This window comes from Pseudomonas sp. NBRC 111132 (assembly GCF_001320565.1).
In the GTDB taxonomy this organism is placed as follows: domain Bacteria; phylum Pseudomonadota; class Gammaproteobacteria; order Pseudomonadales; family Pseudomonadaceae; genus Aquipseudomonas; species Aquipseudomonas putida_P.
The window spans coordinates 53,794-65,523 of the sequence record NZ_BCBI01000034.1; the positions used below are offsets into that span (position 1 = coordinate 53,794).

The 11,730-nt window shown below is 62.8% G+C and carries 14 protein-coding genes; 13 read left to right on the top strand and 1 reads right to left on the bottom strand.

All coding sequences use genetic code 11. The features are described 5' to 3' along the window. The first annotated feature begins 5 nt into the window (after window positions 1-5). Window positions 6-995 (top strand): S49 family peptidase, encoded by a 990-nt coding sequence (locus APH35_RS17070; RefSeq protein ID WP_060515142.1) that lies wholly within the window; start codon window positions 6-8, stop codon window positions 993-995. 40 nt (window positions 996-1,035) lie between these two features. On the opposite strand, the gene APH35_RS17075 is transcribed toward APH35_RS17070, so the two are convergent. Beyond that, on the bottom strand, window positions 1,036-1,614 hold the full coding sequence (locus tag APH35_RS17075) for a Maf family protein (RefSeq protein ID WP_060493581.1): 579 nt from the start codon (window positions 1,612-1,614) through the stop codon (window positions 1,036-1,038). 96 nt (window positions 1,615-1,710) lie between these two features. On the opposite strand from APH35_RS17075, the gene APH35_RS17080 reads away from it, so the two are divergent. The 12 genes from APH35_RS17080 to APH35_RS17135 all read left to right on the top strand — a co-directional run bounded on the left by APH35_RS17080 (window position 1,711) and on the right by APH35_RS17135 (window position 11,600). Further along, a complete protein-coding gene (locus APH35_RS17080) occupies window positions 1,711-2,238 on the top strand; it encodes a YceD family protein (RefSeq protein WP_012271159.1) in 528 nt (175 codons plus the stop codon). Between the two features lie 13 nt (window positions 2,239-2,251). Then, window positions 2,252-2,434 (top strand): 50S ribosomal protein L32, encoded by a 183-nt coding sequence (gene rpmF / locus APH35_RS17085; RefSeq protein WP_003247154.1) that lies wholly within the window; start codon window positions 2,252-2,254, stop codon window positions 2,432-2,434. Window positions 2,435-2,437: 3 nt separating this feature from the next. Further along, window positions 2,438-3,448 carry a phosphate acyltransferase PlsX gene (gene plsX / locus APH35_RS17090; RefSeq protein WP_012271160.1) on the top strand — a complete coding sequence of 337 codons (1,011 nt, stop codon included), beginning with the start codon at window positions 2,438-2,440 and terminating at the stop codon, window positions 3,446-3,448. 127 nt (window positions 3,449-3,575) lie between these two features. Then, the gene (gene fabD, locus APH35_RS17095) at window positions 3,576-4,514 is read left to right on the top strand and encodes an ACP S-malonyltransferase (protein WP_012271161.1); all 939 of its coding nucleotides are present in this window, start codon (window positions 3,576-3,578) and stop codon (window positions 4,512-4,514) included. A gap of 15 nt (window positions 4,515-4,529) precedes the next feature. Further along, entirely contained in the window at window positions 4,530-5,270 is a 741-nt protein-coding gene (gene fabG / locus APH35_RS17100) for a 3-oxoacyl-ACP reductase FabG (RefSeq protein WP_060515143.1), read from the top strand. A 203-nt stretch (window positions 5,271-5,473) separates the two neighbouring features. Then, window positions 5,474-5,710: an acyl carrier protein gene (gene acpP, locus APH35_RS17105; protein ID WP_012271163.1), complete on the top strand. Its 237-nt coding sequence runs from the start codon at window positions 5,474-5,476 to the stop codon at window positions 5,708-5,710. A gap of 189 nt (window positions 5,711-5,899) precedes the next feature. Next, the gene (gene fabF, locus APH35_RS17110) at window positions 5,900-7,144 is read left to right on the top strand and encodes a beta-ketoacyl-ACP synthase II (RefSeq protein ID WP_012271164.1); all 1,245 of its coding nucleotides are present in this window, start codon (window positions 5,900-5,902) and stop codon (window positions 7,142-7,144) included. Next, the gene (gene pabC / locus APH35_RS17115) at window positions 7,144-7,959 is read left to right on the top strand and encodes an aminodeoxychorismate lyase (protein WP_060515144.1); all 816 of its coding nucleotides are present in this window, start codon (window positions 7,144-7,146) and stop codon (window positions 7,957-7,959) included. Before fabF ends, pabC begins: the two co-directional genes overlap by 1 nt. Before the next feature lie 4 nt (window positions 7,960-7,963). Beyond that, window positions 7,964-9,166, top strand: a complete 1,203-nt coding sequence (mltG, locus tag APH35_RS17120) for an endolytic transglycosylase MltG (RefSeq protein ID WP_060515145.1) — start codon at window positions 7,964-7,966, stop codon at window positions 9,164-9,166. Window positions 9,167-9,175: 9 nt separating this feature from the next. After that, window positions 9,176-9,808, top strand: a complete 633-nt coding sequence (gene tmk / locus APH35_RS17125; RefSeq protein WP_012271167.1) for a dTMP kinase — start codon at window positions 9,176-9,178, stop codon at window positions 9,806-9,808. Then, complete coding sequence (locus APH35_RS17130) at window positions 9,801-10,787, top strand: DNA polymerase III subunit delta' (RefSeq protein WP_012271168.1); 987 nt, start codon at window positions 9,801-9,803, stop codon at window positions 10,785-10,787. The genes tmk and APH35_RS17130 overlap by 8 nt, the downstream gene beginning before the upstream one ends. Before the next feature lie 30 nt (window positions 10,788-10,817). Then, a complete protein-coding gene (locus tag APH35_RS17135; RefSeq protein WP_012271169.1) occupies window positions 10,818-11,600 on the top strand; it encodes a TatD family hydrolase in 783 nt (260 codons plus the stop codon). The last annotated feature ends 130 nt before the right edge of the window (window positions 11,601-11,730 follow it).

Consider the following 11,730-nt stretch of genomic DNA (forward strand, 5'->3'; position numbering starts at 1 on the left):
TAAGCATGGCAGACGAATGGAAGGCCCCCGAGGCCGAGCCCGAGGAGCGCGAAGAGCGCAAAAGCTGGAAGCTGCTGGAAAAGACCTTGCTGGCCAGCGTGCAGGAGCAGCGCCGCTCGCGGCGCTGGGGGATCTTCTTCAAGCTGCTGACCTTCGTCTACCTGTTCGGCATCCTGGTGTTGTTCACCCCGCTGATGGACATGGACAAGGCCGCCTCGCGCAGCGCCAGCCATACCGCGCTGGTCGAGGTGCGTGGGGTGATTGCCGATCAGGAGGCTGCCAGCGCCGACAACATCGTCAAGAGCCTGCGCGATGCGTTCAAGGACAGCAAGACCAAGGCTGTGGTGATGCGTATCAATAGCCCGGGTGGCAGCCCGGTGCAGGCAGGCTACGTGTATGACGAAATCCGTCGTCTGCGTGCCGAATACCCGGCCATCAAGTTGTATGCGGTGATCTCGGACCTTGGTGCTTCCGGGGCTTACTACATTGCCAGTGCGGCGGACGAGATCTACGCCGACAAGGCCAGCCTGGTGGGCTCGATCGGTGTGACGGCGGCCGGTTATGGGTTTGTCGGCACCATGGAGAAGCTGGGGGTGGAGCGGCGCGCCTACACGTCAGGCGAGCACAAGGCCTTCCTTGATCCGTTCTCGCCGGAAAAGCCCGAAGAGACCCGATTCTGGCAGGGCGTGCTGGACACCACGCACAACCAGTTCATTGCCATGGTCAAGCAGGGGCGCGGCGGGCGGCTGAAGGACAAGGAGCACCCGGAGCTGTTCAGTGGTCTGGTGTGGTCGGGTGAGCAGGCCAAGGCGCTAGGGCTGGTGGATGGGCTGGGCAGTGCCAGCTATGTAGCGCGCGAGATCGTTGGTGAGAAGGAGTTGGTCGACTTCACCGTGCAGGAATCGCCGTTCGATCGCTTCTCCAAGCGCGTGGGGGCCAGCGTGGCTGAGCACCTGGCGATGTGGATGGGCTTTCAAGGGCCGCAGTTGCGCTGATTCGCGCTGAGGTCGCTGGGGGCGCAAGCGCCCCCAAGTCTCAAGGGATGACAACGCCTTCCTTGGTCAGCATATCCACCAATCGAATCAATGGTAGGCCGATCAAGCTGGTCGCATCGCACCCGTGCGTGCTCTGGAACAAGCTTACCCCTAAACCCTCCGCCTTGAAGCTCCCGGCGCAATCCAGCGGCTGTTCCGCCGTCACATAGCGCTCCACCCGTTCTCTGCTCAATTCGCGCAGCGTCACCGTAAATGGCACGCAGTCCACCTGGCAGTGCCCGGTCGCGCTGTTGAGCAATGCCAGTCCGGTCAGAAAGCTCACCTGCTGCCCGCTGCACTCCAGCAGCTGCTCGCAAGCCCGCTCGAAGGTGTGGGGTTTGCCCAGCACCTGCTCGCCCAACACGGCCACCTGGTCCGAACCGATGATCAAATGCCCTGGGTTGCTGTCTGCCAGGGCTTCGGCCTTTTGTCTGGCAAGCCGGCGTACCAGCTCTACGGCAGGCTCGTCGGCCAGGCGCTGCTCGTCTATGTCGGGGCTTGCCCAGGTGAAGGGCAGGCGCAGGCGTGCAAGCAGTTCGCGGCGATAGGCAGAGCTGGAAGCCAGTAACAAAGGAAGCATGGTAGACTCCGGGTTCGGTTGAACCAATTCTATCACGCACGATGCCGCCTAATTTCCTTTGACAGGGGCGGGGGGCATCCCTAGAATGCTGCGCCTATGTTGAATGACCCGATTCCACCTCACGTTGACCCGCGCAAATTAGCCGATCGTGGCGTAACCCTTAACGGTTCGCTGCAACTCGCTGATTTGGAAAGACTCTGCGACCCGCTTTCCGACAATGTCGGTACGGTGCAGGCGAAGTTCGATTTTGAACGAGATGAACAGCACGTGGTGGTTATCCACAGCGAGCTGGACGTCGAGGTCAAGATGGTTTGCCAGCGTTGTCTTGAGCTGGTCACCCTACCGATCCACAGCGAATGTACTTACGCCGTGGTGAAGGAGGGTGCGAATACCCAGTCGTTGCCGAAAGGCTATGACGTGCTGGAACTGGGCGAAGATCCTTTGGATCTGCAGGCGCTGGTCGAGGAGGAGCTTCTGCTCGCCTTGCCAATCGTGCCTGCTCATCATCCGGAAGAATGCCAGCAGCCGGCGGGCGCAGACGAGCCCGATTCGAGCAAGGACGAGGTATCGCGGTCCAACCCGTTCAGTGTTTTGGCGCAGTTAAAGCGTGACCCAAACGTTTAGGAGTTAATCAATTATGGCTGTTCAGCAGAACAAAAAATCCCGCTCTGCCCGTGACATGCGCCGTTCGCACGACGCCCTGTCGGAAAACGCGCTGTCGGTAGAGAAAACCACCGGTGAAGTTCACCTGCGCCACCACGTTTCGCCAGAAGGCGTATACCGTGGTCGCAAAGTGGTCGATAAGGGCGCTGACGAGTAATCCTTGTCCGCTCAGATCATCGCGATCGACGCAATGGGCGGGGACTTCGGTCCCCGCAGCATTGTCCAGGCTAGCATTGCCTGCCTTTCGGCTACCCCCTCGCTGCACCTGACCCTCGTCGGTCAACCCTCCCTCCTAGAAGATCTTGTCAGCGGCCTTGCGGCTGCGGATCGCGCGCGCCTGCAGATTGTCGCCGCCAGTGAGGTGATCGGCATGGACGAGCGGCCATCTCAGGCGTTGCGCGGCAAGCCGGACTCGTCGATGCGCATCGCCCTTGAGCTGGTTCGCGACGGCAAGGCTCAGGCCTGCGTCAGTGCTGGCAATACCGGTGCGCTGATGGCGCTATCACGCTTCGTGCTCAAGACCTTGCCGGGTATCGATCGGCCAGCCATGGTGGCGGCGATTCCGACCCAGGCGGGTTACTGCCAATTGCTCGACCTGGGGGCCAACGTCGATTGCAGCGCCGAGAACCTCTACCAGTTCGCTGTGATGGGCTCGGTGGCCGCCCAGGCGCTGGGCGTGCATCGGCCGCGTGTGGCGCTGCTGAATATCGGCACCGAGGACATCAAGGGCAACCAGCAGGTCAAGCTGGCGGCCAGCCTGTTGCAGAACGCCCGTGGGCTCAACTACGTAGGCTTTGTCGAGGGTGACGGGCTGTACCGTGGCGAGGCTGATGTAGTGGTGTGCGACGGTTTTGTCGGCAATATCCTGCTCAAGTCCAGCGAGGGGCTGGCAACCATGATCGGCGCGCGCATCGAGCAGTTGTTCAAGGGTGGCGTGTTATCGCGGGCCGCCGGGGCGGTAGCGATGCCGCTGCTCAAACGCCTGCAGGCTGACCTGGCGCCGGCGCGGCACAATGGTGCGAGCTTCCTGGGGTTGCAGGGCATTGTCATCAAGAGCCATGGCTCGGCGGGCGTGCAGGGCTTTCAGAGTGCCATTCAGCGGGCGTTGATCGAGATTCAGGAAAACCTGCCGCAGCGCTTGCATGGGCGCCTCGAAGACCTGTTGCTTTAGGCGTTTTGCCCATGAAGTGCTTAAATGTGACCGCTTGGTCTGTGCATCCATCCAAGTTTTCAGATTCCGCGCCTGGCCCAGGGCCTGGCGCACCCTATCCGACGACAAGATCATAAGGGCTTGTTCTATGTCTGCATCTCTCGCATTCGTCTTTCCCGGTCAAGGTTCCCAGTCGCTGGGCATGCTCGCCGAACTCGGCGCCGAGAAGCCAGTGATCGTCGAAACCTTCAAGGAGGCCTCCAAGGCACTCGGTTACGACCTGTGGAAGCTGGTCCAGGAAGGCCCGGAGGAGCAACTCAACCAGACCGACAAGACCCAGCCGGCCATCCTCACCGCGTCCATCGCGTTGTGGCGCCTGTGGCTGGAAGAGGGCGGCGCACAGCCAGCCTTCGTTTCTGGTCATAGCCTGGGCGAATACAGCGCCCTCGTAGCTGCTGGCAGCATCACCCTGGCAGACGCCGTTCGCCTGGTCGAGCGCCGTGGCCAGCTGATGCAGGAAGCCGTGCCGGCCGGCCATGGTGCCATGGCCGCCATCCTCGGCCTGGACGATGCTGTGGTCGTTGAGCTGTGCGCCGAAGCGGCTGAAGACCAAGTGGTCAGCGCCGTGAACTTCAACTCGCCAGGCCAGGTGGTCATCGCCGGCAACAAGGCTGCGGTAGACCGCGCCATGGAGCTGTGCAAGGCCAAGGGTGCCAAGCGCGCCCTGCCGCTGGCGGTCAGCGTACCGTCGCACTGTGCCCTGATGAAGCCGGCTGCCGAGCGCTTTGCCGAATCGGTCAACGCCATCGAATGGAAGGCCCCGCAGATCCCGGTCGTGCAGAACGTCACCGCCGCAGTCGCCGCCGACCTCGATGCCCTCAAGCACGACCTGCTGGCACAGCTGTATCAGCCGGTACGCTGGGTCGAGTGCGTACAGGCCTTGGCCGCCAATGGTGCGGTCAACCTGGTCGAGTGTGGCCCGGGCAAGGTTCTGGCTGGCCTGAACAAGCGTTGCGCCGACGGCGTGACCACCTACAACCTCAATACCCCTGACGCCGTCGCCGCCACCCGTGCGGCGCTGGCCTGATTTGGAGAAGCTTGCATGAGCCTGCAAGGTAAAGTTGCACTGGTCACCGGCGCCAGCCGTGGCATTGGCCAGGCCATCGCCCTCGAGCTGGGCCGCCACGGCGCGACCGTGATCGGCACCGCCACTTCGGCGTCCGGCGCCGAGCGCATCGCTGCCACCCTGAAAGAGCACGGTATCGCCGGTACCGGCATGGAACTGAACGTGACCAGCGCCGAGTCCGTCGAAGCTGTGCTGGGCGCCATCGCCGAGCAGTTCGGCGCACCGGCAATCCTGGTCAACAACGCCGGCATCACTCGCGACAACCTCATGCTGCGCATGAAGGACGATGAGTGGTTCGACGTGATCGACACCAACCTGAACAGCCTATACCGTCTGTCCAAGGGCGTGCTGCGCGGCATGACCAAGGCACGCTGGGGCCGTATCATCAGCATCGGCTCGGTCGTCGGTGCCATGGGCAACGCTGGCCAGGCCAACTACGCGGCCGCCAAGGCTGGCCTGGAAGGCTTCAGCCGTGCCCTGGCGCGTGAAGTGGGTTCGCGCGGCATCACCGTCAATTCGGTGACCCCGGGCTTCATCGACACCGACATGACCCGCGAACTGCCAGAAGCGCAGCGCGAAGCCCTGCAGACCCAGATTCCGCTGGGCCGCCTGGGCCAGGCCGACGAAATCGCCAAGGTGGTTTCGTTCCTGGCGTCCGACGGTGCAGCCTACGTGACTGGCGCTACCGTGCCGGTCAACGGCGGGATGTACATGTAACACTGCAACTCAATGTGACGGATTTCGTAAAAAAAGAGTCATACTGCGAGCCTAAAATCCGTTATAAAGCTGCAACCAGATTCCAGGCAGCGGGTGCGGTGACTAGCCTGAAGGTGCGTTTCGCTTGAAAAGCGAACGTCTTTCTATAAAATTAGCCACCGGCCAGCTGCCTGACATATGTCCATTAGGAGTGAAAACTAGGTATGAGCACCATCGAAGAACGCGTCAAGAAAATCGTCGCCGAGCAACTGGGCGTGAAGGAAGATGAAGTGACCAACGAGAAGTCCTTCGTCGATGACCTGGGTGCCGATTCGCTTGACACCGTTGAGCTGGTGATGGCTCTGGAAGAGGAATTCGAGACCGAAATCCCTGACGAAGAAGCCGAGAAAATCACTACCGTTCAAGCCGCTATCGACTACGTCAACAGCCACAAGGCCTAAGACGCTGTAGTCGTCGCTTCTTGACGAGAAAAACCGCACTGCCTTTGCCGGCGTGCGGTTTTTTCTTTGCGAACGCGCTGCATCTTGGCGAGCCGGCTTCGCTCACCGCGCACCAAGAGCCTGTTGCCATTCCATTCCAGCGCTTGAATGTAATCGCAAGAGACTCTGTTATTAGAAAAGGAGAGTACTGTGTCGCGTAGACGCGTCGTGGTCACCGGTATGGGTATGCTGTCGCCACTGGGTACCGATGTACCGAGCACCTGGCAGGGCATTCTGGCTGGCCGCAGTGGCATCGGTCCGATCGAACACACGGACCTGTCTGCCTACTCCACCCGTTTTGGCGGCTCGGTGAAAGGCTTCGAGGTTGAGCAGTACCTGTCGGCCAAAGAGGCCCGCAAGCTTGACCTGTTCATCCAGTACGGCCTGGCGGCCGGTTTCCAGGCGGTGCGTAATGCTGGCCTGGAGGTCACCGACGCCAACCGCGAGCGTATTGGCGTGGCCATGGGCTCGGGTATCGGTGGTCTGACCAACATCGAAGAAACCAGCCGCACCCTGCACGATTCGGGGCCGCGCCGCATTTCGCCGTTTTTTGTGCCAGGTTCGATCATCAACATGATCTCCGGGTTCCTGTCGATCCACCTGGGTCTGCAAGGGCCGAATTACGCCATCGCCACCGCTTGCACCACCGGCACCCATTGCATCGGCATGGCCGCGCGCAATATCGCCTACGGTGAAGCTGACGTGATGATCGCCGGTGGTGCCGAAATGGCAGCCTGCGGCCTGGGCATGGGCGGTTTCGGTGCTTCGCGTGCACTGTCCACCCGCAACGACGAGCCAAGCCGTGCCAGCCGCCCGTGGGACAAGGGCCGTGACGGCTTTGTGCTGTCCGACGGTGCCGGTGCCCTGGTACTTGAAGAGCTGGAGCATGCCAAGGCCCGTGGTGCGACCATCTACGCCGAGCTGGTTGGCTTTGGCATGAGCGGCGACGCCTACCACATGACTTCGCCACCCGACACCGGTGAAGGCGCTGCCCGCTGCATGGCCAACGCGCTGCGCGATGCTGGCATCCAGCCGGAAGAAGTCAGCTACATCAACGCCCACGGCACCTCGACCCCAGCGGGCGATGTGGCCGAAGTGGCTGCGATCAAGCGCGTATTCGGCGAGCATGCCTACAAGCTGGCGGTCAGCTCGACCAAGTCGATGACCGGCCACTTGCTGGGTGCCGCGGGTGCGGTGGAAGCGATCTTCAGCGTGCTGGCCATCAACAGCCAGATGGCCCCGCCCACCATCAACCTGGACGAGCCGGACGAAGGTTGCGACCTCGACTTCGTGCCACACCAGGCGCGCAGCATGCCGATCGACGTGGTGTTGTCCAACTCGTTCGGCTTTGGCGGCACCAACGGCTCGCTGGTGTTCCGCCGGTTCGCCGGTTGATGCACAGCTGGATCGATGGCCAGCCGGCGACTGCAGTCAACCTGCAGAATCGCGGCCTGGCCTACGGCGATGGGTTGTTCGAAACCATCGCCGTGCGTGGCGGTCGGCCCAGCTTGCTGGACGGTCATCTCGCACGCCTGGCGCTGGGGTGTCAGCGCCTGGCGATCGGCGCCGACCTGGCGCTGGTGCGCGACGAACTGCTGCGTTACGCCAGCCAGCTCGGTGAAGGCGTCGCCAAACTCATTCTTACGCGTGGCGACAGCCAGCGTGGCTATGCGCCGGTTGCGGGTGCCGCGCCGCGGCGCATCCTGCAAGGCAGCCCATTACCCAGCTATCCTGTCGAGCATGCCGAACACGGCGTGCGTTTGTTCCCTTGCCAGACACGCCTTGGGGAACAACCCTTGCTGGCCGGCCTCAAACACCTCAATCGCCTTGAGCAGGTACTGGCCCGTGCCGAGTGGCAGGACAGTGAACATGCCGAAGGGTTGATGCGTGACGGGCAGGGCAGGGTGATCGAAGGGGTGTACAGCAATCTGTTCCTTGTACGTGATGGCGTGCTGCTCACCGCCGACCTTGGCCGTTGTGGTGTGGCTGGGGTGATGCGTGGCGCGTTGCTGGAGCAGGCCCAACTGCTGGGTATTGCGGTGCAGGTCTGCGACCTGCCCTACGATGCGCTGGAGCAGGCTGATGAAGTATTTGTTTGCAACAGCGTCTACGGTGTCTGGCCCGTACGTGGCGTAGCCGCGCTAAACTGGTCGCCGGGCCCGCTCACCCGAACACTGCAGGCCGTTGCCCGTACGTTACTGGAAACCTGAATTCGTGAGACGTAAATTCCTGCTGTTGCTGGAAATGGGTCTGATCCTCGCCGGCCTGGCGCTAAGCTGGTCGGCCTGGAAGGTCAACTCGGTCCTGGAGCAGCCCTTGCACGTGACGCAGGAGCGCCTGCTCGACGTGCCCAATGGTACTACCCCCAACCGCATGTTCTATCGCATGCAAACGGAAGGGTTGCTCGACGACGCCGTCTGGTTGCGCTTGTACTGGCGCTTCAACATGGCGGGTACCCCGCTGCATACCGGAGAGTATCGCCTTACCCCCGGCATGACCGTCGAGCAGCTGTTCGATGCCTGGCGCCGGGGCGACGTGGTGCAGTACAACCTGACCTTGGTCGAAGGCTGGACCTTCCGCCAGGTGCGCTCGGCCGTGGCCAAGCATGAAAAGATCAAACATACCCTGGAGGGCTTGTCGGACGCCGAGGTCATGGACAAGCTCGGCCATACCGGTGTGTTCCCCGAAGGCCGCTTCTTCCCGGACACCTACCGCTTCGTACGGGGCATGAGTGACGTCGAGTTGCTGCAGCAGGCCTACATGCGCCTGGATGAAGTGTTGGCCAAGGAGTGGGCCGAACGCACGACCGACCTGCCGTATCGCGACCCGTACCAGGCGTTGATCATGGCCTCCCTTGTGGAAAAGGAAACCGGAATTCCGCAGGAGCGCGGGCAGATTGCCGGCGTGTTCGTGAGGCGCATGCGCCTGGGCATGATGCTGCAGACCGACCCGACAGTGATTTACGGCATGGGTGAACGCTACAACGGCAAGATCACCCGCGCCGACCTGCGCGAGCCTACGCCCTACAACACCTACACCATGACAGGCCTGCCGCCGACCCCGATCGCCATGGTTGGCCGCGAGGCTATTCACGCGGCACTGAACCCGTCCGATGGCACCAGCCTGTACTTCGTCGCTCGTGGCGATGGCAGCCATGTGTTCTCCGATGACCTCGATGATCATAACTCGGCGGTGCGCGAGTTCCAGCTCAAGCGCCGGGCGGACTACCGTTCCAGCCCCGCGCCGCAGCAAGACACCAAGCCAGGCGTGGATGACGCCGACGACGCGCAGCAGCCTGAGCCGCCAGCGGCGGACGAGCCGGCCGCGCAGCCAGCGCCCGATGAACCGCCCGTGCAGGATGCCCCTGCCGGCGGTGCGCAAGCGGCCGAACGGCCAACGCCTGACGAACAACATTGAGGACTGCCTGTGAGCGGCTTGTTTATTACTTTGGAAGGCCCCGAAGGCGCGGGCAAGAGCACCAATCGCGACTACCTGGCCGCGCGCCTGCGCGAGCACGGCCTGGACGTGGTGCTTACCCGTGAGCCTGGTGGTACACCGTTGGCGGAAAGGGTGCGCGAACTGCTGCTGGCGCCCAGTGATGAAAGCATGGCGGCCGACACTGAACTGCTGCTGGTGTTCGCCGCGCGCGCCCAGCACTTGGCGCAGGTGATCCGTCCGGCATTGGCCCGTGGGGCCGTGGTGCTGTGTGATCGTTTCACCGATGCCACCTATGCCTATCAGGGCGGTGGCCGTGGTTTGTCGGTCGAGCGTATCGCAACCCTGGAGCAGTTCGTCCAGGGCGGCCTGCGCCCGGACCTGACCTTGGTCTTCGACCTGCCGGTGGAAGTGGGCCTGGCCCGCGCCGCAGCCCGTGGCCGCCTGGACCGTTTCGAGCAGGAGGGCCAGGCCTTCTTCGAAGCCGTGCGCCAGGCGTACCTGCAGCGCGCCCAGCGTGCGCCGCAGCGCTACAGCTTGCTTGATGCCGCACAATCCCTGGAGGCCGTGCAGCGTGACATCGACGCTCTGCTGCCAGGCATTGTGGAGCGTTGCCGTGGCTGAGGCCTACCCTTGGCAGGAAGCGCTGTGGCAGCAACTGGCTGGGCGCAGCCAGCACGCCCATGCGTACTTGCTGCACGGGCCCCAAGGCATCGGCAAGCGAGCGTTGGCCGAGCGCCTGATGGCCCGCCTCATGTGCCAGCGACCGCTGGGCTTGGAGGCCTGTGGCGAGTGCAAGTCGTGCCTGTTGCTCAAGGCTGGCAGCCACCCGGACAACTTTGTCCTCGAACCCGAGGAAGCCGACAAACCGATCAAGGTCGACCAGGTCCGTGAGCTGGTGGCCTTCGTGGTGCAGACGGCGCAACTGGGTGGGCGCAAGGTGGTGTTGATCGAGCCGGTGGAAGCGATGAACGTCAACGCCTCCAACGCGCTGCTGAAAAGCCTTGAAGAGCCTTCCGGCGATACCGTGCTGCTGTTGGTCACGCATCAGCCAAGTCGCCTGTTGCCAACGATCAAGAGTCGTTGCCAGCAGGTTGCCTGCCCGCAGCCCAGCCTGGCCCAGAGCCAGGCTTGGCTGGCTGGCGCGTTGCCCGACAGTGATGAGGCTGAGCGCGATGAGCTGCTGACCCTGGCCGCCGGTTCGCCATTGATGGCGGTTAGCCTGCAGGCTCAGGGTGTGCGCGAGCAACGCGCGCTGGTTACCGACGGGGTGAAGAAGCTGCTCAAGCAGCAGCAATCGCCCAGCCAGTTGGCCGACGCCTGGAACGCTGTACCGTTGTTGCGGCTGTTCGACTGGTTCTGCGATTGGGCGCACCTGATCCTGCGCTACCAGTTGACCCAGGACGAGGAGGGGTTAGGCTTGGCGGATATGCGCAAGGTGGTGCAATACCTTGCGCAGAAGAGCCGTCAGGCCAAGGTGCTGGAGGTGCAGGCGTGGATCCTTGAGCAGCGCCAGAAGGTGCTGGGCAAGGCCAACCTCAACCGTGCCCTGCTGCTTGAATCGCTGCTGGCCCACTGGCTGCAACTGCCCGGCGCCCGCTGATATCCCATTTTTCATGTGTGCTGTTATCCCATGCTTGTAGATTCCCATTGCCACCTCGACCGTCTTGACCTCAGCGCCCACCAGGGCTCGCTCGATGCTGCCCTGCAGGCGGCGCGTGAGCGCGGGGTCGGGCATTTCCTGTGCATTGGCGTGAGTGCCGAGAATGCTGGCGCGGTGAAGGCGCTTAGCGAGCAGTACGCTGACGTCGACTGCTCGGTGGGTGTGCACCCGCTGGACTTGGCTCCAGGCGAAACCCCGGCGCTGGAATGGCTGTTGCGCGAACTGGCCCACCCGCATGCAGTGGCGATTGGCGAAACCGGGCTGGATTACCACTACGAGCCGGAGGCTGCCGAGCTGCAGCAGGCCTCGTTCCGCTTGCACCTGGAGGCCTCGCGGCAGACCGGCAAACCGGTGATCGTGCATACGCGGGCGGCCCGTGCCGATACCTTGGCGCTGTTGCGCGAGGCCAGCTTGCCGCAGGCTGGCGTGCTGCACTGCTTTACCGAGGACTGGGACATGGCCAAGGCCGCACTGGACCTGGGGTATTACATTTCGCTGTCTGGCATTGTGACCTTCCGCAATGCTGATGCCCTGCGTGAGGTGGCGCGGCAGGTGCCGGTTGATCGGTTGCTGGTGGAGACCGATTCGCCTTATCTGGCTCCGATTCCGTATCGCGGCAAGCCGAACTTGCCGCAGTATGTGCGGGAAGTGGCGGAGTATGTGGCTTCGTTGCGCGGGGCCAGTTATGAGCAACTGGCCGAGCAGACCACCGCCAACTTCAAGCGGTTGTTCCCGTTGGCGCGGGTGGCCTGATAGAGCACGAGCCTGATTGCTCTTGCTCTTGCTCTTGCTCTTGCTCTTGCTCTTGCTCTTGCTCTTGCTCTTGCTCTTGCTCTTGCTTCGGCTTTTGCTTCTAAGCGCGCGGTAGTTCAGGCGACGCAGA

Bases quoted from the DNA above. Each gene is read 5' to 3' on its own strand.
- APH35_RS17070 (WP_060515142.1), top strand. From the start codon at position 6: ATGGCAGACGAATGGAAGGCCCCCGAGGCCGAGCCCGAGGAGCGCGAA.
- APH35_RS17075 (WP_060493581.1), bottom strand. From the start codon at position 1,614: ATGCTTCCTTTGTTACTGGCTTCCAGCTCTGCCTATCGCCGCGAACTG.
- APH35_RS17080 (WP_012271159.1), top strand. From the start codon at position 1,711: ATGTTGAATGACCCGATTCCACCTCACGTTGACCCGCGCAAATTAGCC.
- rpmF (WP_003247154.1), top strand. From the start codon at position 2,252: ATGGCTGTTCAGCAGAACAAAAAATCCCGCTCTGCCCGTGACATGCGC.
- fabD (WP_012271161.1), top strand. From the start codon at position 3,576: ATGTCTGCATCTCTCGCATTCGTCTTTCCCGGTCAAGGTTCCCAGTCG.
- fabG (WP_060515143.1), top strand. From the start codon at position 4,530: ATGAGCCTGCAAGGTAAAGTTGCACTGGTCACCGGCGCCAGCCGTGGC.
- acpP (WP_012271163.1), top strand. From the start codon at position 5,474: ATGAGCACCATCGAAGAACGCGTCAAGAAAATCGTCGCCGAGCAACTG.
- pabC (WP_060515144.1), top strand. From the start codon at position 7,144: ATGCACAGCTGGATCGATGGCCAGCCGGCGACTGCAGTCAACCTGCAG.
- APH35_RS17135 (WP_012271169.1), top strand. From the start codon at position 10,818: ATGCTTGTAGATTCCCATTGCCACCTCGACCGTCTTGACCTCAGCGCC.